This is a genomic window from Mesorhizobium sp. M0185, from assembly GCF_040322175.1.
Classification (GTDB): Bacteria; Pseudomonadota; Alphaproteobacteria; order Rhizobiales; family Rhizobiaceae; genus Mesorhizobium.
Genome location: NZ_JAMYSY010000005.1, coordinates 19,847 through 41,598 on the forward strand (window position 1 = coordinate 19,847; position 21,752 = coordinate 41,598).

Annotated in this window: 19 protein-coding genes and 1 pseudogene; 15 read left to right on the forward strand and 5 right to left on the reverse strand. The window is 61.5% G+C overall.

Going from position 1 to position 21,752, the window contains the following annotated elements:
* Positions 1-22 precede the first annotated feature (22 nt).
* Both NKJ20_RS05835 and NKJ20_RS05840 read left to right on the forward strand, forming a co-directional pair.
* Entirely contained in the window at positions 23-1,459 is a 1,437-nt protein-coding gene (locus NKJ20_RS05835; protein ID WP_352448672.1) for an aldehyde dehydrogenase family protein, read from the forward strand.
* Between the two features lie 37 nt (positions 1,460-1,496).
* Positions 1,497-2,078 carry a DUF1349 domain-containing protein gene (locus NKJ20_RS05840; protein WP_352448444.1) on the forward strand — a complete coding sequence of 194 codons (582 nt, stop codon included), beginning with the start codon at positions 1,497-1,499 and terminating at the stop codon, positions 2,076-2,078.
* Between the two features lie 41 nt (positions 2,079-2,119).
* Here NKJ20_RS05840 and NKJ20_RS05845 read toward each other — a convergent pair whose 3' ends face one another.
* Positions 2,120-2,872: an SDR family NAD(P)-dependent oxidoreductase gene (locus NKJ20_RS05845; protein WP_352448445.1), complete on the reverse strand. Its 753-nt coding sequence runs from the start codon at positions 2,870-2,872 to the stop codon at positions 2,120-2,122.
* Between the two features lie 328 nt (positions 2,873-3,200).
* Here NKJ20_RS05845 and NKJ20_RS05850 point away from each other — a divergent pair, with 328 nt between their 5' ends.
* Positions 3,201-4,472 (forward strand): O-antigen ligase family protein, encoded by a 1,272-nt coding sequence (locus NKJ20_RS05850; protein ID WP_352448446.1) that lies wholly within the window; start codon positions 3,201-3,203, stop codon positions 4,470-4,472.
* Between the two features lie 125 nt (positions 4,473-4,597).
* Here NKJ20_RS05850 and NKJ20_RS05855 read toward each other — a convergent pair whose 3' ends face one another.
* Both NKJ20_RS05855 and NKJ20_RS05860 read right to left on the reverse strand, forming a co-directional pair.
* Positions 4,598-5,809 (reverse strand): polysaccharide biosynthesis/export family protein, encoded by a 1,212-nt coding sequence (locus NKJ20_RS05855; protein WP_352448673.1) that lies wholly within the window; start codon positions 5,807-5,809, stop codon positions 4,598-4,600.
* A gap of 207 nt (positions 5,810-6,016) precedes the next feature.
* Positions 6,017-6,694 carry a sugar transferase gene (locus NKJ20_RS05860; protein ID WP_352448447.1) on the reverse strand — a complete coding sequence of 226 codons (678 nt, stop codon included), beginning with the start codon at positions 6,692-6,694 and terminating at the stop codon, positions 6,017-6,019.
* Positions 6,695-7,252: 558 nt separating this feature from the next.
* On the opposite strand from NKJ20_RS05860, the gene NKJ20_RS05865 reads away from it, so the two are divergent.
* Positions 7,253-7,573 carry an exopolysaccharide production repressor protein gene (locus NKJ20_RS05865; protein ID WP_352454700.1) on the forward strand — a complete coding sequence of 107 codons (321 nt, stop codon included), beginning with the start codon at positions 7,253-7,255 and terminating at the stop codon, positions 7,571-7,573.
* A 43-nt stretch (positions 7,574-7,616) separates the two neighbouring features.
* Here NKJ20_RS05865 and NKJ20_RS05870 read toward each other — a convergent pair whose 3' ends face one another.
* Complete coding sequence (locus NKJ20_RS05870; protein ID WP_352448448.1) at positions 7,617-7,757, reverse strand: hypothetical protein; 141 nt, start codon at positions 7,755-7,757, stop codon at positions 7,617-7,619.
* Positions 7,758-8,029: 272 nt separating this feature from the next.
* Between NKJ20_RS05870 and NKJ20_RS05875 the strand changes: the two genes are divergently transcribed.
* The 7 genes from NKJ20_RS05875 to NKJ20_RS05905 all read left to right on the forward strand — a co-directional run bounded on the left by NKJ20_RS05875 (position 8,030) and on the right by NKJ20_RS05905 (position 16,067).
* The gene (locus NKJ20_RS05875; RefSeq protein WP_352448449.1) at positions 8,030-9,052 is read left to right on the forward strand and encodes a glycosyltransferase family 2 protein; all 1,023 of its coding nucleotides are present in this window, start codon (positions 8,030-8,032) and stop codon (positions 9,050-9,052) included.
* 269 nt (positions 9,053-9,321) lie between these two features.
* Positions 9,322-9,723: a hypothetical protein gene (locus tag NKJ20_RS05880; protein ID WP_352743037.1), complete on the forward strand. Its 402-nt coding sequence runs from the start codon at positions 9,322-9,324 to the stop codon at positions 9,721-9,723.
* Between the two features lie 132 nt (positions 9,724-9,855).
* Positions 9,856-10,722 carry an endo-1,3-1,4-beta-glycanase ExoK gene (exoK, locus tag NKJ20_RS05885; protein WP_502894792.1) on the forward strand — a complete coding sequence of 289 codons (867 nt, stop codon included), beginning with the start codon at positions 9,856-9,858 and terminating at the stop codon, positions 10,720-10,722.
* An 85-nt stretch (positions 10,723-10,807) separates the two neighbouring features.
* Entirely contained in the window at positions 10,808-12,139 is a 1,332-nt protein-coding gene (locus tag NKJ20_RS05890; protein ID WP_352448451.1) for a UDP-glucose dehydrogenase family protein, read from the forward strand.
* 31 nt (positions 12,140-12,170) lie between these two features.
* The gene (locus tag NKJ20_RS05895; RefSeq protein ID WP_352448452.1) at positions 12,171-13,250 is read left to right on the forward strand and encodes a glycosyltransferase; all 1,080 of its coding nucleotides are present in this window, start codon (positions 12,171-12,173) and stop codon (positions 13,248-13,250) included.
* Between the two features lie 70 nt (positions 13,251-13,320).
* Complete coding sequence (locus NKJ20_RS05900) at positions 13,321-14,607, forward strand: glycosyltransferase (protein WP_352743040.1); 1,287 nt, start codon at positions 13,321-13,323, stop codon at positions 14,605-14,607.
* Complete coding sequence (locus NKJ20_RS05905; RefSeq protein WP_352743041.1) at positions 14,604-16,067, forward strand: lipopolysaccharide biosynthesis protein; 1,464 nt, start codon at positions 14,604-14,606, stop codon at positions 16,065-16,067. The genes NKJ20_RS05900 and NKJ20_RS05905 overlap by 4 nt, the downstream gene beginning before the upstream one ends.
* A gap of 222 nt (positions 16,068-16,289) precedes the next feature.
* Here NKJ20_RS05905 and NKJ20_RS05910 read toward each other — a convergent pair.
* Positions 16,290-17,342 (reverse strand): annotated as a pseudogene (locus tag NKJ20_RS05910) (polysaccharide pyruvyl transferase family protein); the annotation flags it as partial.
* A gap of 301 nt (positions 17,343-17,643) precedes the next feature.
* Here NKJ20_RS05910 and NKJ20_RS05915 point away from each other — a divergent pair.
* Genes NKJ20_RS05915 through NKJ20_RS05930 form a run of 4 tightly spaced genes read left to right on the forward strand, consistent with a single transcriptional unit; the run spans position 17,644 to position 21,710 of the window.
* The gene (locus NKJ20_RS05915) at positions 17,644-18,816 is read left to right on the forward strand and encodes a glycosyltransferase family protein (RefSeq protein ID WP_352540408.1); all 1,173 of its coding nucleotides are present in this window, start codon (positions 17,644-17,646) and stop codon (positions 18,814-18,816) included.
* 11 nt (positions 18,817-18,827) lie between these two features.
* Positions 18,828-19,820, forward strand: coding sequence for a glycosyltransferase family 2 protein (locus NKJ20_RS05920; protein WP_352743043.1), 993 nt, complete (start codon positions 18,828-18,830; stop codon positions 19,818-19,820).
* Positions 19,820-20,770 carry a glycosyltransferase family 2 protein gene (locus NKJ20_RS05925; protein ID WP_352743044.1) on the forward strand — a complete coding sequence of 317 codons (951 nt, stop codon included), beginning with the start codon at positions 19,820-19,822 and terminating at the stop codon, positions 20,768-20,770. The genes NKJ20_RS05920 and NKJ20_RS05925 overlap by 1 nt, the downstream gene beginning before the upstream one ends.
* Positions 20,760-21,710, forward strand: a complete 951-nt coding sequence (locus tag NKJ20_RS05930) for a glycosyltransferase family 2 protein (protein WP_352743045.1) — start codon at positions 20,760-20,762, stop codon at positions 21,708-21,710. The genes NKJ20_RS05925 and NKJ20_RS05930 overlap by 11 nt, the downstream gene beginning before the upstream one ends.
* The last annotated feature ends 42 nt before the right edge of the window (positions 21,711-21,752 follow it).

Sequence of the window (21,752 nt, forward strand, 5' to 3'; positions counted from 1 at the left end):
CGACAAGGAAGACAGCGACATGATCCCGTTTCGAAAGAACCTCATCGATGGAGAGTGGGTAGGCGATGCCGGCTCCCGTAACATCAACCCGTCCAATCTCGACGACGTGGTCGGCGAATATGCATCGGGAGGCGCCGAGCACGCCCGGCAGGCCATCGCGGCGGCGAAAGCGGCATTTCCGGCATGGTCTCGATCGGGCCTGCTGGCACGCCATGCGGTGCTGAGGAAGGCGTCGGACGAGATCACCGCGCGGAAAGATGAAATAGGCCGGGCGTTGGCGCGCGAAGAAGGCAAGACGCTGGTCGAGGGCATCGGCGAGACTGTGCGGGCCGCCCAGATATTCGATTTTTTCGCCGGCGAGGCGTTGCGCCTGTCGGGCGAGCTGGTGCCGAGCGTGCGGCCCGGCGTCGGCGTCGAGATCACCCGCGAAGCGGTCGGCGTCGTCGGCATCATCACGCCGTGGAATTTCCCGATCGCCATTCCGGCTTGGAAAATCGCTCCGGCGCTGGCCTACGGCAACACCATCGTCTTCAAGCCGGCGGAACTCGTTCCGGAGAGCGCCTGGACCATTGTCGACATCCTGCACCGCGCCGGGCTGCCCAAGGGTGTGCTCAACCTGGTGATGGGCAAAGGTTCGGTGGTCGGCCAGGCGATGCTCGACAGTCCTGACCTCAACGCCATCACCTTCACCGGCTCGGTCGGCACCGGCAAGCGCGTCGCCGCCGCCAGCGTCGAGCACATGCGCAAGTTCCAGCTCGAAATGGGCGGCAAGAACCCGCTTGTGGTGCTCGACGATGCCGACCTTGCCGTCGCCGTCGACTGCGCCATCAACGGTGCCTACTTCTCGACCGGCCAGCGCTGCACGGCGTCGTCCCGCCTGGTGGTGACGGACGGCATCCACGACCGCTTCGTCGAGGCGCTCAAGGACCGCATGGCCAAGTTGGTCGTCGGCGACGCTCTCGATGCCAAGACGCAGATCGGGCCGGTTGTCGACCAGAGCCAGCTCAAACAGGACGAGGACTATATCGCCATCGGACGTCAGGAAGGTGCCGATCTCGCCTTCGGCGGCGAGCGGCTCGATCGCGAAACCCGCGGCTTCTATTTGCAGCCTGCGCTGTTCACCGAAACCACCAACGCCATGCGCATCTCGCGCGAGGAGATTTTCGGCCCGGTCGCCAACGTCATCCGCGTCAAGGATTATGACGAGGCGCTGGCGGTGGCCAACGACACGCCGTTCGGGCTGACGTCCGGCATCTGCACCTCGAGCCTCAAGCATGCCACGCACTTCAAGCGCAATTCGGAAGCCGGCATGGTCATGGTCAATCTGCCGACGGCCGGCGTCGACTTCCACGTGCCTTTCGGCGGGCGCAAGGGATCGAGCTACGGCCCGCGCGAGCAGGGCCGCTATGCCGCAGAGTTCTACACCACGGTGAAGACCGCTTACACGTTTGCCGGCTAAGAAAAGGCGGCAGACCAGCCAGGCAGCGAGCAAGTCGATGGCATCTGAGAATACGGACCTGACCTGGCTCAATCCGCCGCCGCACCACGCCTTCGGCAACAATACGGTGCATGTACGGACCGGTGAGGAGACCGACTTCTGGCGCGAGACGTTCTACGGCTTCTGGCGCGACAATGGCCATTTCCTCTATCGTGAGGTCGAGGGCGATTTCAGCGCCGAAGTCACCGTCAAGGGGCACTATGAGGTGCTTTACGATCAGGCCGGGCTTATGGTCCGCCTGAGCGAGACGCACTGGATCAAGGCCGGCATCGAATACACCGACGGGCTGATGTATTTTTCCGTCGTCGTCACCAACGATGCCTCCGACTGGTCGCTGGCCAGCATTCCGGCCGATCCGGACGGGGTCAGGATCCGCATGACCCGCCATGCCGAGACGATCCGCGTCCAGTATCGCGACCCATCTGACAAGCACTGGAAACCGGTGCGGCTTGCCTATTTCCCCCCGTCGAAAACGGTCGATGTCGGCATGATGTGCTGTTCGCCGCAGCGCGAGGGCTTCGAAGTGACATTCAGCGACTTTTCGATCGGCCCGCCGATCTCGCGGGAGCTTCACGACTGAGGCGCCGCGATCCGGTCGGGCGGTTTGCGTCCGGCCCCGCCTCAGTAGGTCGCCCGGCCGCCGGAGACGTCGAAGACGGCCGCCGTTGTGAACGAGCATTCCTCGGACGCGATCCAGCAGATCAGCGCCGCCACCTCCTCGACCTCGCCGAACCGCGCCATCGGTATTTTGGACAGCATGAAGTCGATGTGTTGCTGGCTCATCTGCTGGAAGATCGCGGTGCGCACGGCCGCCGGCGTGACGCAGTTCACCGTTACTTTGGTCTTGGCCAGTTCCTTGCCGAGCGATTTGGTCATGCCGATCACCGCCGCCTTGGAGGTGCTGTAGGCCGAGGCGTTCGGGTTACCTTCCTTGCCGGCAATCGAGGCGATGTTGATGATCCTGCCGTAATTGCGTTCGAGCATATGCGGGACCAGCGCCTTGTTGCAGAAGAAGACGCCGTTGATGTTGATGTCGGTGACCCGGCGCCAATCCTCCACCGAATACTCCCAGGTCGTCATGTTCGGCCCGGTGATGGCAGCACTGGTGACAAGGACATCGACCGCGCCAAGCGCTTCGATCGTCTCTCCGGCGGCGGCTTCGACCGCTATGGGGTCGGCGACGTCTAAGGTGACGCTGTGCAGGCCTGGAACAATGGCCTTGGCCTGCTCGATCTGGGCGGCATCGCGATCCCAGACCGAAACACGCCCGCCTTCGCCAGTGATCCTTTGCGCGACGGCCAGGCCGATGCCTGAGGCGCCGCCGGTGATAACAGCAGATCGTCCGGCAAATCGTCCCGCGAAACTCATCGGCATGTGGTCTTCCTCCCAATTGGCGGCGAATGTGAAGTCAACGGCGGACAAGTTCAAGCGCGGACTTGCAACCTCAGAACAGCTTATGATGGGCCAGCACCGGTCAATTGTACGGCACTGCCTTCTGGCCAAATCGTCTCGCCCGGTATGGAGAGAACGGCTGGAACGACGCGCCCGGTTGGCATCCGGGTGACAGGCGGCGCCGGATGGGTTATATTGCACTGCACAATGCGAGCGCCTGCAGGCGAGGCTCCCATCGATCCGACGAATCGGCCCACGAGCGGCCCATGAAATCGGCATTGAGCTGCAAGGACGGAAAACCGCTATCGAGATGAAGATTCCAAAATCTCTGTTGATCGATCCGGACAAGAACACGGTCTATGGCAGCTTTGCCGTTGCCGTCTCGATCTGGGCGTTTTCCTACTCGACCATTTTCGGCCAGGCCATGATCCTGGCCTACTATGCAGTCTGGCTACCGCTCATCCTGGTCGACTACCGCAAGATATTAAGGCACGCTTCCAGCGCCTGGCTTCCGCTGGCCTTTGCAACCTATGTCTGCTTCTCGGTGTTCTGGTCGGCGGCTCCCGGCACCACGGCAAGAACGGCCGTCCAATATTGCTCCCATATCGCCTGCGCCTACATTGCCGCGCGCACCGTCAGCGTCCGGACCTTGACCATAGGCGCCCTGATCGGGATTTTCGTCGTCCTGCTCTACTCGCTCAAGGTCGCGAGCTATTCCTACGACGTTCTCGATGGGACGTATAATTTCGTCGGCGCGTTCAGCTCCAAGAACCAGATCGGCTTTGTCGCATCGCTTGGCATCTATTTCTGCGTTGTCTACCTGGCCTTTCTCAGGCGCGGCCGGATAAGCTGTTTGTTGATCGTACCGATTGTCCTTCTATCGGGCTATCTGCTGGTGGTGTCGCATTCCGCCACTTCGATGGCATCTACCCCCGCGGTTCTCGCTCTGGTCGCCCTGCTTTCCATCGGCAAGCTGCTTTCGCTCCGCCATCGCCGGGTAATTTTCATAATCGGTGCGGGCGGGCTGGTCGCCTGCACCGTGATTGCGCTGAATCTCGGGCTGATGGACTTTGTCCTTGGCCTTTTCGGCAAGGATTCGACGCTCACCGGACGAACCTACCTCTGGCAACAGGGCTGGAATGCCGCGCAGCAATCGCCCATCCTCGGCGTCGGCTACGCGGCTTATTGGGTGCAGGGCTTCTCCGAGGCCGAGCGGCTGTGGAACGAATTCTATATCGCCGCGCGAAGCGGCTTCCACTTCCACAACACCTACATCGAGACCTTGGTGGAACTCGGCTTCGTCGGCGCGACACTGCTTTCGCTGATCATCCTGCGCACGCTCTGGGGTCACGTCTCGGCGCTGATATTCAGGACATGGCAAGCCGACTCCGTGATTCTTGCCGGCGTCATGGTGCTTCTGTTCATCCGATCCTTCGTCGAGGTCGAGACCCTCAATCCCTACATCATGGGATCGTTCCTGCTGTACTACAGCTACTTCAAGCTGGTGAGGGTGCCGGCCGTCGCTCCTTCCCGGTGGAGCGCCGTGAACCATCTCGAGGAACCGGACGCCGTGCGAGGCTAGAGCGGGCGGATCCAGGCGGTTCGTTGCCCGAAGGCCGCCTTGTTTTCTGATCCATAAGATCCCAAACGCAAAAACCCCGCAGACCGCTGCCTGCGGGGTTGGTGCTTTGCTCCGGTGGAAAGAAGCTACTGGATGGCCATGGGCGCCGGTTTGACCTTGATCACGTCCCCTGGCAGCACCGGCGTGTCTTCATCGGCGGTGATTTCGCTGGTCTTGCCGTCGACCACCCGCACCAGGGAAAATGACAAGGCCGCTGGTTCGTTGTTGCCGTAGAATTGCGGCATGGGGCTGCCCGACAAGGCTTCGGACATCAAGGCCTTTTCCATATTCAGCTTCAGCGTCGCCTCGTTGAGATCGGCTTCCGTCTGTTGCCGGTCGGTCGCGAGGCTGGAGTTCTGGGTGTTCTCGAGATCGATGGCGTCCTGGGTGGCCTTGCTGATCGACTGCTTGGCCGTGAGAATCGCCGTTTCGTAATCCAGGATCTGGCCCTCGAGGTCGGCGATGGTTTGCTGCGAGTTCAAAACCCGCGTGTTGACGACCAGGCCCTTTTGCGCCAGCGAGCCGATGCCGTTGAGCTGCTCCTTCGCCAGATCAACCTGCTTCTGCTGGTTGACGATCTTTTTCTGCAGCGAATCGATCTCGCTCTGCAGCAGCGCCTTCAAATCGTCGAGCGCCTGCAAGCGCAGCTTGAGTTTCTTCTGGTCGGCCGCCAGGATCGCCGTCTCATCGGCAACGATGCTGGGCAGCTTCGGATCGTCGGCCACCTCTTTCGGCACCGCGAATGTCGGCTTGTCCGCCAGTTCCGCTTCGATGCGGGCGCGCTTGACGGTCAGCCTGACCAATTGGTCTTGTAGTACGTCGAAATTGCCCTTGGCATTGATCAGGTCGCGGTCGTAGCGCTGTCCGCTCTCCGGGTTCCGCCGGGCTCCGCCGGCAATGCTCATCGCTTTCAGCACGGACAACCCAGGCACACAAGGATACTGGCCGGGCGATTGCACCTCGCCAGAGATGTAGAATGGCCGGTACTGCGCCATTTCGACGGAAGCCTCCGGCTTGTCGGCCAGAGCGAGCTTGCGCTGCAGCGCCTCGCCGAGCGATGCCGCGATCTCCGAAGTCGTCTTGCCGGATGCGGGCATCTCGCCGACGAAGGGAACCGACAAGGTTCCAGCGGGGCCGACCGTGTATTCTCCATTGATGGCCGACCAGTCACGGAACGTGCCTTCGACGGTCTGCCATTCCGCCACGCGGATGGTCAGCTTGTCCTGTGCTCCAAGCCGATAGTCGTCGGCGAAGGCAAACTGTGGCAAGGCTAGCGACAGGGTCAGGCCGGTCGCCATTGTAAGGCAAGTCGTCAAAAGCCGTACTCGCCGCATGCGTCTGGAGAGAATGCCGGTGCAAAAGATATCGATTATATCTGCTTTCAACTGAGCGTTTCCGATCTGGTTTGCCCCGCCCGATGAGCTGCCGATGCCTGAGTTAGGGGCCTGAGTTCCGGGCCCGAATTCTGGACAGCCGCTCCTCGATGCACGGCCAGCAAGCGGCCGTCAGTAGCAGCCTCGCGACATCCAGACCGCAGGTACGGTCTTGATGATGATGCGAATGTCTTCGAACATCGACCAGTTCTCGACATAGTGCCTGTCGAATGCGACGCGGCTGTCATACGAAACATCGTTGCGTCCGCTGACCTGCCAGAGCCCGGTGAGGCCGGGGCGCGATTTCAGGTAATAGACGGCCGAATTGCCATATATCTCCAGCTCATCGCGCACCACGGGACGAGGCCCGACCAGGCTCATATCCCCCTGCAGGATGTTGATGATCTGCGGCAACTCATCGAGGCTGAGCTTCCTCAGCACCGCTCCGACGCGCGTGATCCGCGGGTCGTTCTTCAACTTGCGGGTCGCTATCCATTCGGCGTTGGCCTCCGGATTCGCGGCGAGATAGGCAGCAAGCACCCGCTCGCCGTCTGCAACCATGGTGCGGAACTTGAGGCACGGAAAAATCCGTCCTCCGCGGCCGATTCGGCTGTGACCATAGAAAATCGGCCCGCCATCGGAAAACCTGACAAGCAGCGCTATCATTACGAACAGCGGGCTGAGAGCGACCAGGCCGATCAGCGAACCGACAATATCGAAGCTGCGTTTGAGCAGGCCGCCAATCGGTGGCGGAAAATCGACGCCGGCCTGCGAAAAATCCGCATCGGCCGGCTTGGCTACGTCCCTCATGCGTAAACTCCATACGTTGAACGGATGGTTTACCGCACGATACCAAAAAAATGTTGCAGCGCAACACACAATTTCTCAGACGGCTGTAATAGTCGCGTCATGAACTGACTAAATAATAAACTCGTCCTGCACAAAATTTCCCATTTATGTCGCAAAAGAGACAGATTATGGGCAATTTTGGAAAAGCTAGTCCAATTTTTGGGCTGATTTTAGGCGAATCGCTCTTTATACCCTCCTGTGGAGCTTTGCCGTCATTTAGAATTTCAAGATAATGACTGATGTTATGATAAAATACTATTCAATATTATGAATCATACTGGAGCGAGTCGATATCCGGCAATCAGTGGTGATGCCGACGTGTGCGTTGCACCATGGCGGAGTCGATCCCGAGGATTCGTTTAAAATTTATTCCGCAGCTGCCCTTGCCGCCTATTGCGCGGCTCAATAGAGTTGCAAATTGTTTCTGTCGGACTATGGACAGATTGGGCTAGGCCGGAAGCAACCGGCCAGAAGCGGGCAACCTAAATAAGCTCGCAGAGTTTAAGGGAGGTGCTCGGGGTGGGCTTGTCGACATTTTTTCCCGAGCCGGTTGATGGGCTATCGGGTATGTCACTGCCAAAGTTCATTATCGGAATGTGTTTTGCGCTGGCGATCGTGATCGTCTGGTCCTATTTGGGCGGCGCCTCGCTCGGTACGACGCTGTTTCGTGTCATCGGCTGCGCTATAGTCATCCAACTGGGTTATTTTCTGCTGGTCTTTGCCATGGTTGCCAGAAATGCCCCGACCCCGGCCGACAAAATCCGCGACGCTGAACGAAAGCTGAGTTCGAACGAAGCGGCCGAAGGCGAGAAACTCAGCGCCAGGAGAGGCCTTCACTGATTTCGGGCCTGGTCGCGGTCTGCGATGTCCATGTGACCTGTGGTTAAGCTCGCCGGTCCTCTGACGAATTGCTCGCCTCAAACGACACCGGCAGTCGGCATTCCTGCTCTTTCAATTCCTTGACACTGCGGGCCTCGACGCGCTCGCTCCGCCCCGCCGCCGTCCGGTCGGCGAGGATCAGCAACTGGTTTCTGCCAGTCGAGCGCTCTGATGGAGCGTGTAGGAACGGCTCTGCCAAGCGGCGCATTTCTGGAGCCATCCCGATTGAGGCTCGCCGCCTGCCCAACCGGGCCATGACACCCAGCAAAATGAAAAACTGGACGGCGCCGATGATTTTGGCGATGCTTGCTTCGCACTTGCAGCATAGGCGTTTGGGCCGATGCATTTCAGAATGGGCGGTGGGGCATTGAGCGGACGGGGCGAGGAAATCCGCAACGACTTCTGCAATCGAGAGGCATGTTCATGACATCATTCCAGGTCTGCGTGATCATCGCCGCCCGCAATGCGGCGCGGACAATCCCGGCTGCCATTGCATCGGCATTACGCGAGCCTGAGGTTGCGGAAGTTGTCGTCGTCGACGACGCGTCTACCGACGATACCGCGAAAGTCGCCCATGCGGCCGGCGACGGCACGGGCCGCCTTTCCGTCATCCGCTTCGACGTCAATCGCGGCCCATCGTTTGCACGCAACGCCGCGATAGCCGGTTCCAGGTCGCCGTTCATCAGCATTCTGGACGCTGATGATTTCTTTTTCGAAGGCAGGTTTCACAGACTGTTCGCCAGCACCGATTGGGATTTCGCCGCAGACAACATCATGCTTGTCAGGGATGACGCGGCAACCGACGTTTCGAAAATCGTTGCTCCACCGTTCTCGCCCGAGCCGGAATTCCTCGATTTCGAGGGTTTCATCGACGCCAACATCTCCAGGCGCCGTGTGCAACGCGGGGAACTGGGCTTCCTCAAGCCGGTGATCAGCCGCGCCTTTCTCGATCGGCATGGGCTGCGCTACGACGAGAAGCTGCGCCTGGGTGAAGACTATGAACTCTATGCGCGCGCGGTTGCCCATGGCGCGCGCTTCAAGGTCATCAAATCCTGTGGCTACGGCGCGATCGTGCGCGCCGATTCGCTGAGCGGACGGCACAAGACCCAGGACCTGAAGCATCTGGCCGATGCCGACCTGGCGCTGCTTGCGATCGACAGTTTGCCGGAGGCATCGAAGGCTGCGCTGAGAAGGCACGAGCGGCACATCCGCGACAAATACCGGTTGCGGAAGTTTTTAGACGTGAAGGCTGAGCGTGGGCTGGCGCCGGCCGCGGCCTACGCCTTGGCCGGCTCGTCCAACCTCACAGCCGTCGTCCGCGGCGTCGCCTCCGATAAGCTGGATGCGCTGTTTCGCCGCGCCGGCCTCGCCGCGAAGCGTCAGCATGTGCCGCCGCTGCGCTTCCTCATGGCCGGAACCAGCACGGCCAGCGAAAGCTAGGCCCGTCAACGTGCGACGGCGGTAGCTACTCCCTTACCCTTCGGTCGGCTCGGACCGTTTCAACGAGATTCATGAGTTTACGATCTAGGTGGTTGCCTATCCGCGCAGGGAATGGCAATCTATGTTGCGGTGCAGCAATTTTGGACGGCCAACCGAACTGGCCCGAGACATACCCTGTCGGAGGAGCTGGACGATGCAAGAAATGTCTGTTGAATGTGGACGCGCACTAAGGCCGTTCACCAGCTCGACGATGATGGGGCGCTGACTGCATGGCCTCGATCTTTCGCTTCCGATCGAGAGATCCGGCGCGCGACACGCAGACCGACACCTCGCGCCTCGATCGGTTGGCAAAGCTGCTGGACCAGATCTCGGCCGAAGTCGAGGCGGAGAAGAGCGGCCTTGAGAACCGCTACAGGACGACGGCTACCAATGCCGCCTTTCTGGTCGAGGCCATGGAGAACGGAGCGGTCTCCTCTCGCAGGTCTTCCGAAGTCGGCGAACTGACCAGGTCGATTCTGAATTGCGAGCGGCGCATCGCAGCGCTGTCGCGCCAGATGCAGATGATGAAGGATCTCCGTCATTCGCTGGATGAAATCTTCGACGAGAAGCGGCAGAACGGTCCCGACATAAGGACCGATGTTGTGAAGCCCGCCGATTCCGGCACAGGCTGAGCGAACACCCCGGGTCGGCGCAATGGTTTTAGGCACAACACGGAGCTTGGGAGCGACAGAGGTCAAGATCAGGTTGTTTCGTCACGGTTCGAACGATCGCTTTGGGGGCGCACAGCACAAGGTGAGTTTGATATGAATACAGATCCTAAAAGCACGTCCGCCCCGGCAACCCGCGGCACCCCGTTCACGCGCCCGATCCCAGGCAAGCTGCAGCGGCTCCTTTCAGACGGCGCGTTTCTGCTGGTCGTTCTCGGCAGCATGGTTGCGGGCCTGGTCCCCGTGCGCGCCCAGGATCTCCCAACCGCGCCGTCCTTTGTCGATGATTTCACCAGCCTCAGTCGCGCGCGCTGGTACATTTCCGACGGCTGGACGAACGGCAAGCATCAAAACTGTACCTGGTCCAAAAGCCTGATCGGGCTTTCCAACGGCATGCTGACGCTTGGTTTGGAGAAGCGCAAGCTGAAGGATCGCGAATTCGCCTGCGCCGAGATCCAGACCAAGCAGCGCTTCGGCTACGGCACTTATGAGGCGCGGATGAAGACCGACACGGGCTCCGGCGTCAACGCGGCATTCTTCAGCTTCGTCGGCGATGCCGACAAGCAGCCGCATGATGAAATCGACTTCGAGGTGCTGACCAAGGACACGTCCAAGGTTCAGGTCAACGCCTACATAGCCGGCAAAGGCAAGAACGAGAAACTGGTCGACGTCGCTGGCGGCACCGACAAGGCCTTCAACGACTACGCCTTCGTCTGGGAAAAGGACCGGCTGCGCTGGTACGTCAACGGCAAGCTTGTCCACGAGATCACCGATCCGGCGAAGCTGCCCACCCATTCGCAAAGGATCTATTTCAGCCTGTGGGGCAGCGATACGATGAAGGGCTGGATGGGGCCGTTCTCCGATCCCGGCCGCAAGCTCACCATGCAGGTGGATCGCGTTGCATTCACCGCACTTGGCCAGCCCTGCCAATTCCCCGAATCGCTGGCATGCAACACAAACTAGAAGCGCATCTGAACCGGCCGGCCCGAAGGTGGTCGGAAACCCGAAGCTCGAAAAGGCCCGAAACCTTGAACAGGAATGAAACCGAATGAATTTGACTGTCTTTGGAATCGGCTATGTCGGTCTTGTACAGGCGGCGGTGCTTGCCGAAGTCGGCCATCAGGTGGTCTGCGTCGACATCGATGCAAAAAAGGTCGAGCGGCTCAACCAGGGTCATGTCCCGATCTTCGAGCCTGGGCTCGAAAACATGGTCAAGGAGAACCATGCCGCCGGCCGCATCAAGTTCACCACCGACGCCGCCGCGGCGATCAAGCATGGCCAGATCCAGATGATCGCCGTCGGCACGCCGCCGGGCGAGGATGGTTCGGCCGACCTCAAATATGTGCTGGCCGTCGCCGAGGCCATCGGTCGTGAGATGGACGAGCCCAAGATCGTCGTCGGCAAGTCGACCGTGCCCGTCGGCACCTGCGAAAGGATAAAGGCCAGGATCGCCGCAACGCTGAAGGCGCGCGGGCGCGAGGATCTGGCTTTCGACGTCGCCTCCAATCCGGAATTCCTCAAGGAAGGGTCCGCTGTGAGCGACTGCATGAAGCCCGACCGGATCATCGTCGGCACCAGCAACGAGGACACCGAGGCGGTGATGCGCGAACTCTACGCGCCGTTCAACCGCAACCACGAAAAGATGATCGTGATGGACGTGCGCAGTGCCGAGTTCACCAAATACGCGGCCAATTGCATGCTGGCGACCAAGATCAGCTTCATGAACGAAATGGCCAACCTAGCCGAGCAACTGGGCGCCGACATCGAGGAGGTCCGCAAGGGCATCGGCAGCGACCCGCGGATCGGCTACCACTTCATCTATCCGGGCCTCGGCTATGGCGGCTCGTGCTTCCCGAAGGATGTGCGTGCCCTGATCAAGACCGCCGAGGCCGTCAAGTTCGACGCCAAGCTGCTGCGTGCCGTCGAGGAGCGCAACAACCAGCAGAAGTCGGTCCTGTTCGAGAAGGTGGACCGCTATTTCAAGGGCAATCTCAAAGGCAAGACATTTGCGCTGTGGGGCTTGGCCTTCAAACCCAATACCGACGACATGCGCGAGGCCCCGGCCCGCACGCTGATGGAAGCGCTCTGGGCCGCCGGTGCCAATGTGCAGGCCTATGATCCGGAGGCGATGCAGGAATGCCAGGCGATCTACGGGCTGCGCGACGACCTGCAACTGTGCGGCACCAAGGAGGCCGCGCTGCGAGGCGCCGACGCGCTCTTGATCGTGACCGAGTGGAAGAGCTTCAGCGCGCCGTCCTTCGATGCGCTGAAGAACGCGCTGACCACGCCCGTCATCTTCGACGGACGCAATCTCTACGACCCCAAGGTCATCGCCCGCCACGGCATCGAATACCACAGCATCGGCAGAATGGCGGCGTGACGCTAGGGCGGTCCAGCAAGGAGCCAGGTCCATGAAAGTTCTGTTTGCAGGCGGCAACGGCTACACACCGCAGTTCAGCGGTGGCGTTCAGTCGAGCACGCACCATCTGGTCGAGCAGCTGCGCGAGCACGGTCATGACGCCTCGGTTCTGGCGGCGCTGTTCGGTGACGGCATGTTCGGCTTCAAGGCGCGCGCCAAGATGAAGCTGCTTCGTCAGCGAGCGGTCATCGACAGCTATCCCGGCTATCCGGTCGTGCGGGCATGGTTTCCCTGGGAGGCGGCGCGCTTCGCGGTCGAACGGCTCGATCCCGATGTCGCCGTCGTGCAGTGCCACAAATCGGTGCCGATCGGAAAGGCGCTGCAGGCACTCGGCGTGCCGCTGGTGGTCTATCTGCGGAACGTCGAATTCCACGAACTGGCCGGCGACCTGCGCGAATTGCATTCGGCGCTTTATATCGCCAACTCCGAATTCACTGCGCGCACATATAAGGAAAGGTTCGGCATCGATTCGACCGTGATCCCGCCGACCATCAATCCCGGGCTCTACAGCACGCCGACCACCGGTGAATTCGTCACGCTGATCAATCCCTACAATGAAAAAGGGTTCGAACTCGCCGTGCGCATCGCCGGCCAATGCCCCGAAATCCCGTTCCTGTTCGTCGAAAGCTGGAAGCTCGACGACGACCATCGGGCGCAGATCGAACAGATCATCGCCCCGCTGCGCAACGTCAGGCTGGAAAGCCGCACTAGCGACATGAAGACCGTCTATGGCCGCACCAAGATTCTGCTGGCGCCCAGCAAATGGGAAGAGGCCTGGGGGCGGGTGGCATCCGAGGCCCATTGCAGCGGCATTCCAGTCGTCGGGTCCCGTCGCGGCGGCCTGCCGGAAGCGATTGGCGCCGGCGGCGTGGTGCTCGACTATGACGCACCGCTCGACGACTGGGTCGCCGCGGTCAGGCGACTATGGAGCGACAAGGCCGAGTACGATCGGCTGTCGGCGGCGGCGCAGCTGTTTTCGGAGCGGCCGCAAATGAACCCCGACAGCCAGTTCGCGACCTTCCTCCGCGTTCTCGACAACGCCAGGCAAGGCGCGCTGGAGCGTGCCGCCTGATGCATTTCGTCCAAAACCATGCACGTTGCCCAAAAGCCGGCTCTCGCGCCTGACCGGGGTGGGAGCTGCCTTGCGACAACGACACGCACAACACCAGACGCTTGAGGCGCCTCGCACGGTGGCGACGGGCGTCAGCCCTCATCCGCGCGAGCAGATCGCCGACCGGCCTCGAAAGATCGTCCATCCGATGAAGATTTGCTTCGTAGTTGATAAGTTCCCCTCTTTGTCGGAGACCTTCGTCCTCGACCAGATAGAAGGGTGCCTCGAGCGCGGCATGCAAGTCGGCGTCGTCTGCAACGAGACGTCCTTCGGCAAGGACAGCAACATCGACGATCGCCGCTGGCAGGCTCTCCCTGGCAAGGTCGTCTGCTGGTGGGGCGGGCTGGGGCGCTTTCGCCCGACGCTCAGGAGATGGTCGGGCAGGTTCTGGGATAAGCTCTCGACCGCTATCGACATCGCTTTTGCGCGCAAATTGCAGAACGCCGATGTGATCGTCGCGCATTTCGGCAATAACGGCATGCGCGTCGCCCGCGCCATGAAACGAGGCCGGATTTCCGCTCCGCTGTTGACCATATTCCACGGCCGCGATGTCGGCGAACCGCTGCATGACAACACGCTCACGCGCTACAAGGTTGTCTTCGACAAGGGCGTTCTCCAGCTCCCGGTGAACGCGTTTTTCCGCGATGCCCTGATCGGCGTCGGAGCACCCCCGGCGCAAGTCATGGTTCACCATATGGGCGTGCGGCCCGGTGAGATCGGCTACCATTGGCGTTCCTGGGACCGGGACACGCTGTCCTTCATCTCGGTCTGCCGGCTGACCGAAAAGAAGGGCATCGAATTCGCCCTTCGCGCGCTCGCCAGCCTGCCGCGGCGCGACTGGGTCTATTCGGTGATTGGCGGCGGCGAATTGCTGGAAGAGTTGAAGAAGCTCGCCGCAAATCTCGGCGTTGCCGACCGGGTGACTTTCCTCGGGCCGCGTCCGCACGCCGAGGTCAAGCAGCGCCTGCGCAATGCCCACGTATTCCTGCTGCCTAGCGTTGCCGCGCGAGACGGCGATCTCGAGGGTATTCCGGTGGCGCTTATGGAGGCTATGGCCGCCGGGCTGATCGTCGTCAGCACCTATCACTCGGGCATTCCCGAACTGATCGAGGATCAGGAGACAGGCTTCCTCGCACCGGAGCGAGACGTTGCGGCGTTGGCCCGCAAGCTTGTCTGGGTGGCCGAGAACCCGGACAAATGCGAGCGCATCGCACGTGCGGCGCGCCGCAAGATCGAGCAGGATTTCAACGCGGACGTACTCAACGAACGTTTTGCGGAGATCGTTGCTCAACTGGCCGAAGCCAGGCAGCCGGCATGAACGCCAACCCGCCCCCCCAGTTCGGTCGCGTCGCCTTGCGCGGCGGCGTGGTGACGATCGGCGCGCAAGGCTTCAAGATGGCGATCCAGTTTCTCTCCGTCATCGTGCTTGCGCGTCTGCTCGTGCCCGAGGATTTCGGCCTGGTGGCTTCCGTCGGGCCGATCGTGGCCTTTGTCGGGCTGCTTCAAAACCTTGGCCTGCAGCAGGCCGTGGTCCAGCGCAAGGACATCAGTACCGAGCAGCTCAACCAGGTATTCTGGATCAGTGCGCTGGTGGGGCTGGGCAGTGCCGTGGTGGTTGCATGCCTGGCGCCCGCCATCGCTGCCTTCTATGGCGATCAACGCATGGTCGGGATCACCATCGGCTCTGCCTTGCCGCTGCTGCTTGGCAGCCTCGCGGCGGTGCCGCTGGCGCTGATGAACCGTCACTTGCGCTTTGGCCAGCTCGCGCTGAACGATGTGATTACCGCCGCTGCCGGACTTGCGACTACCGCAATCGCCGCCTATGCGGGGCTGGGCTACTGGTCGCTGGTCATTGGCCCGGCGGTTTCGGCTGTTGTCGCGCTGGCCGCGGCATGGCAGGTGGCGCGCTGGACGCCTTCGCGGCCGGACCTGAAGGTCGATACCGACATATTGTCTTTCGGCGCCAATCTGACCGGCTTCAATCTGGCCAACGTCTTCTCGCGCAATCTCGACAACATCCTGATCGGAAAATATTCGGGCGCGATCGAGCTCGGCTATTATGACCGCGCCTACAAGCTCCTGCTGTTTCCGCTGCAGAACATCAACCAGCCGCTGACACGCGTGATGGTGCCGCTGCTGAGCCGCATCCATGAGGACAAGCCGCGGTTTCGCGACATCTATGTGCGAACCAATTGGATGCTGGCGGCCATCACTATGCCCGGCATCGCGGCGCTGACGCTGACGTCGGACCAGGTCGTCGGGCTTCTCTTCGGCGAGCGCTGGACAGCGGTGGCGCCGATCTTCGCCTGGCTGGGCATCGCCAGCCTGATCCAGTCCGTCTCGAGCACCACCGGCTGGATCTTCATCTGCCAGGGCAAGACCAAGACCATGTTCCATTGGGGCATCTACTCGTCGCTGACGACGGTCGCCGCCTTCATCATCGGCCTGCACTGGGGCGCCGTCGGTGTCGCGGCGGCCTATGCGATCAGTGGTTATGTGCTGCGCGTCCCGGTACTTGCCGTTCTTGTCCATCGGGTCGGCCCGGTGACCGCAGCCGACTTCCTGGTCATGCAGGGGCTTTTCATCGCGTCATCGCTGCTTGCCTGGTCCGTGTACCGCGAGTTGCCGGCATCGCTGACCGGCCAGTCAGACCTGCTCGCGGTGGTCCTGGCGGTTGCCCTCAATTATTCGATCGGCCTGGTCCTCATGCTTGCCCTTCGCCAGTCGCGCAGCGCCCTGTTCACCACGCTTTCCGGCGCCATGCGCAACGCCCGCTAGGCCGGCAATCACCGGCCTCAAAAGCTCACCTGCCGACATCGCCGACGCATGCTCCTCAAGCACTGCCTGAAGGCTCGTCCTGCGATAGAGGTCGAGATTGGCGGTAAGTCTGCCGAGCTTCTCGCTCGCTTCCTCGGGCGTCACCGTGTCGATGTCGAGCAGCAGGTCGGCGACGCCGATCCGCTTGGCAAGTTCCTTGGTCTTGAATTCATAGGCGATCGGCAGCACCGGCGTGCCGACGCAGAGCGACATGATCATCATGTGCATGCGCGTTGCGACAACGAAGTCGAAGCCTTTCACCAGTGCCATCAGTTGCTCCGGCGTGTGGAACGAAGCGTCCACGCTGACATGCTTGGCGATCTCCGAATCGAGTTCGGCAACGATAGCCCGCGCCGTCTTGGAATCATCATGGGCGTATTCCGGCACGCCCTGGCAGGTGGAGACGAAGGTGACCTCCTTGGCGTGGTCCCTGACCAGGATGGTCGCGATCGCGCGGATCGAGTCGATGTAGCGGCGCATGCCGCCCTCGCCGTCGCTGACATAGTTCCAGTGACGGACTGAAATGGCGACGCGGCCGGTGACGGTCGCCGACCGACCGGAGGCCAGAATTTTTCCGATCCTGTCAGTATCGGCCAGGGCAAAGACAGCGTCGGCCACGACGTGGCATTTGCCGGGGTCTTTCACCATGTCCACAATGTGACCTCGCGAACGTTCGTCGCGCAGCAGGATGAGCGGGCTCCGATCGAAGATTGGGCTCAACTCCTGGCGATTGTAACTTTTGTTGAACGGGCCGAGCGATTGCGTGAAGAAGACGGGGTCCTTCCCCAGAATCGCGTCGATCCGGAATTGATTGAGTCGCCGTTCCAGATTGTAAGTCTCGACAAGATAGGTTCCGCCTGTCGTGACCACGAGGTCGGCGTCTTTGTAGATCTCGAGACCACGGCGATTGCTTGAGTTGAACAAACGCCCGAGAACTCCGCGGAAGCCGAACCGCCGCAGGGCATTGAGGACGAGCCGATTGTAGATCGGCTTGAACAGGTTCTTCAGCCCGCTGCCGTATTTGTAGCGGAACAGCGATTCCGACAGCAGCTTGTGGAATTCGAGATCAGGATACTCTTTCTTCGTGTAGAGCCTCGCCGCCACCTCCGGCTGGCTGTCGAAGACGTAGAACTGGATATCGTCTAGCACGATCGTCTTGAAAACATGGCGGATCGCCAGGAGAATCGCTGCATCCCCGGTATTCAGGCAGACGGTGTTTTCAACCGCGATCTTCATGGAATGACCTCATTTCGTGAGTAGTCCCGTGCTTCCATCGACGGGTGCGAAGGGCGGATTGCAGGCGGGTTGGCCGAAAATGCTGCACGCCAAGGATGGTCCTCGCGTCGTGATTATTGGCGCGCAGCCCGATGGCAGGCCAACGCGCGGTCCATGTGGCCCAAGCAGAGCGAGATTAACCCATCGATTTTGCAGTGCAACAAAAAACGGGGATCTTTGCTACGCTGCAACCAAAAATGTTGCGATGCAGCAAGAGCTGTACTAGCATTGTCGCGGGCGGGCCAACAGCGGTCGAGTTTTCATGCTGCATGTCTTGTACTTGGTACACGACGTCTCCGACCCGGCAGTGCGCCGGCGGATCATAATGCTCAAGGCAGGCGGCGCCCAGGTTACGCTGGCGGGCTTTCGTCGTACGGCAAGCGCAGTTGCTGATGTCGAGGGCTTGCAGCCGATCGATCTCGGCCCGACTCGTGATGGCCGATTCGCCCAACGTCTGGCCGCGATCATGAAGGCAGTTGTCTCGACCGGCTCGAAGCTGGGCTCAATGCCACGGCCCGACCTCATTGTCGCGCGCAATCTGGAAATGCTGGCGCTTGCCCGCCGCGCCAGATCGGCTTTCCAGGCAACGGTGCCGATCGTCTACGAGTGCCTGGATATCCATCGCCTGCTGCTTCGCGACGATCCGCTGGGATGGGCGATGCGCGGCGCAGAACGCTTCCTGGCTAGGGATGTGAAGCTTCTGGTGACCAGCTCTCCGGCCTTCATCGCCAACTATTTCAAGCCGTTCGGGCAGATTGCCGCCCCAGTCGAACTGCTCGAAAACAAGTATTTCGAGCCAGCCGCGGCCTCGCTGGATGACCGCGCGGCGCCGGAGAACCCCGTAGCGCCGCCTTGGCGGATCGGCTGGTTCGGGGCGCTCCGCTGCCGCCGTTCCCTGGAGCTTCTGGCCGAATTTTCGCGCCGCCTCGACGGCCGCTTTGAAATCGTCCTCAGGGGCCGCCCGGCGCTGTCCGAATTTCCCGATTTCCACGGTTTCGTCGAATCGGAACCCTGGCTCTCGTTTGGCGGGCCCTACCGCAATCCCGAGGATATGGCGGCGATCTACCGCGAGGTCCACTTTTCCTGGGCCATCGACTTTTTTGAGCAGGGCCTGAACTCCGAATGGCTGCTGCCCAACCGGCTCTATGAGGGCTGCCGCTTCGGAGCCGTGCCGATTTCGATGGGAGCCACCGAAACCGGCCGGTTCCTCGACCGGCAAGGCATAGGGGTTCTTTTGCCAGAAGCCACGCCCGAGGCGCTCGAAGTCGCCGTCGGCACGATGGAGCAGCATCGGTTCGGGACATTGAGGGCGCGTGTTCTCGCCCGCAATCCGCGCACCTGGAGCTACGACCGCGCCGATTGTCGGGCGCTCGTCGAAAAGCTCCGCGGGCTGACTGCGGCTCCCGGTCCATATGCTGCCGAAGCATTGGCATAGAAGGACTGCCGATGACGCAAACCGAAATTCCATCCTGCACGATCGTGGTTCCGTGCCTGAACGAGGCGGCCCATATCGGCGCGTTGCTTCGAGAGCTCCGCCCTGCGGCCGAGAGGCTGGGCGCGGTGATCATCGTTGCCGATGGCGGCAGCACGGACGGCACCAGGACGATGGTCGCGGACATCGCCGCAAAAGATCAGCGGGTGATCCTGCTGCACAATGAAAAGCGCTTGCAGAGCGCGGCAATCAATCTCGCCGTCGCCAGGTTCGGGGAAGGCGTCGACTATCTCATTCGCATCGACGCGCATGGCGGCTATCCCGCGGATTATTGCGACCGGCTGGTCGAAGAAGCGCAGGCCACCGGTGCGGATTCGGTCGTCGTCTCGATGCTGACCAGTGGCAGCGGCATGGTTCAGAAAGCAGCGGCAGCGGCGCAGAACTCCAGGCTCGGCACCGGCGGTTCCAAGCACCGGCATCTTTCGGCGGGGGAATGGGTCGATCATGGCCACCACGCACTGATACGGATATCGGCGTTCACCGCGGTCGGCGGCTATGACGAAACCTTCAGCCACAATGAGGATGCCGAACTCGACTATCGGCTCCGCCAGGCCGGCTACCGCATCTGGATGACCGGCAAGACGCAAATGGTCTACTACCCGCGCTCCTCGCTGAAGGGCCTCTATTTTCAATATCTCGGCTATGGCCGTGGCCGGGCGAAGAACGTTCTCAAGCACCGCATGATCCCGAAGATCCGGCAGATGGTGCCGCTTCTGGTGTTCCCCGTGGTTCTTCTCGCCGCCTTTTCCTTCGTCCACTGGCTGGCGGCCGTGCCGCTTTTGCTATGGGCGTCGGTCTGCCTCGGCTACGGCTTTTGGACCGCCGTCAGCCAGCGCAAAGCCGACATTGCGCTGGCCGGGGTCTCGGCAATGGTCATGCATTTCGGCTGGTCGGTCGGTTTCTGGCTGCAACTGCTCGCACCGCGACCGCAGCGCGGGGTAGCGTGATGGACCCGGTCAGGAAAAATCGAAGCATCGATATCTGCGTCTGCACATTTCGCCGGCCGGAGCTTGCCGACACGCTTCGCTCCATAGCGGCCATGGATATGCCCGCGGGATTCGACGTCGGTGTTATCATCGCCGACAACGACGATACGCCGACGGCCGAACAGATGGTGACGACGCTGGCTGCGAAGTTGAAGCTGCCGGTGACCTACCGGCACGCCCCGGCCCGAAACATCTCGATCGCGCGCAACGCTTGCCTCGATACCAGTGCGGCGGATTTCGTCGCCTTTATCGACGATGACGAGACGGCCACCGCTGGCTGGCTTGCCGAACTGGTGGCGACGGCGGAAGCAACAGGTGCTGCGACGGTGCTTGGGCCGGTGCAAGCCCGTTACCTGCCGGATGCGCCCGCCTGGATGCGCAAAGGCGATTTCCACTCGACCTTGCCGGTCTGGGTGAGCGGCGAAATCCGCACCGGCTACACCTGCAACGTCCTGCTCAGGATTGGCGCTGAGAGCCTGCGCGGCCGGCGCTTCAGCCTGGCGCGTGGCCAGACCGGCGGCGAAGATACGGAATTCTTCGACCAGATGGTCAAGGCCGGCGGCCGCATCGCCTTTTCGCCGGAGGCTTGGGTCGACGAAGCGGTGCCACCTGCCAGGGCGGCATTCGACTGGCTCGGCCGCCGCCGGTTCCGCGTTGGGCAGACGCACGGTCATCTTCTGGGGCGCAACACACACGGCCTTGCCCGGCTCAAGCAGGTCGGCATTGCCGCGGCAAAGGCCGCCTACAGTTTCCTGTCGGCAATTCCGGTCGCCATCGACCCCGTACGCCGGAACCGCAGCCTGCTTCGCGGCATTATGCATGTCGGCGTCGTCAGCGGCCTCGTCGGGGTTCGTGAAATCCGCCAATACGGCCTGTCTTCGCCGCAGCAAGGGGGCAAGCGTGCAGCCTGACGTGAGCTTCGTGATTGCCGCCTACAATGCCGAGGCGACCATCGATCGGGCGATTGCCAGCGCCGTCGCCCAGCGCAATATCAGCGTCGAGGTCATCGTCGTCGACGACAAGTCGCGCGACCGGACGCTCGACCTGGCGAGATCCTACCCCGAAGACATCGTACGCGTTGTCGCGCTTGAGCAAAACCGTGGCCCCGGCGGCGCCAGGAATGCCGGCCTTGAGCTTGCCCGCGGCAGGTGGGTCGCGGTCCTCGATTCGGACGACGCAGTCTATCCCGGGCGACTCTGCACCATGATCGAACGCGCGGAGAAAGCGGGCGCCGAGATCGCGGTCGATAATCTGCAGGTCGTTCGCGAGGATGGCGTTGCCGAAGAGACGATGTTCCCGGCCGACTATCTGGAAGGCCTCGGTTCAATCTCGCTGGCGGATTTCATCGGCGGTAACGTCCTCTTCGAATCGAGGTTCAATCTCGGCTACCTCAAGCCGATCTTCCAGCGCCGGTTCCTGAACGAGAACGGGCTTCGTTACGATGAAAGCCTGATCATTGGCGAAGACTATATCCTCCTGGCCAGTGCTCTGGCTAAAGGCGGCAAATGCGTCGTCGAGCCGACGACGGGCTATATCTACCACATTCGCACCGGTTCCATCTCCCGGGTGCTCGAACTTCATCACGTCGAGGCGATGCGCAGGGCCGATGCCACCTTCGCCGCGACCCGTTCCATGGATGCTGCGGCCGAGGCGGCGTTCGCCAGGCGCGCTCGCAGCCTGCGCAGGGCGGCATCATTCCTGTCGCTGGTCCAGCACATCAAGGCGCGGTCCCCGCTCAAGGCGATATGGACGGCGCTCAGCGATCCGGCGGCGGTTCGGCATATGAGCATGCCGATCGCCGTCCGGCTGCGAAGGGTAGCGGCACAGTTTGCCGTGGTGGCGGGGAGGTGAAGGGCTGCAGGTGAATGAAGACAGTTTCGCCGCCTGCGACAG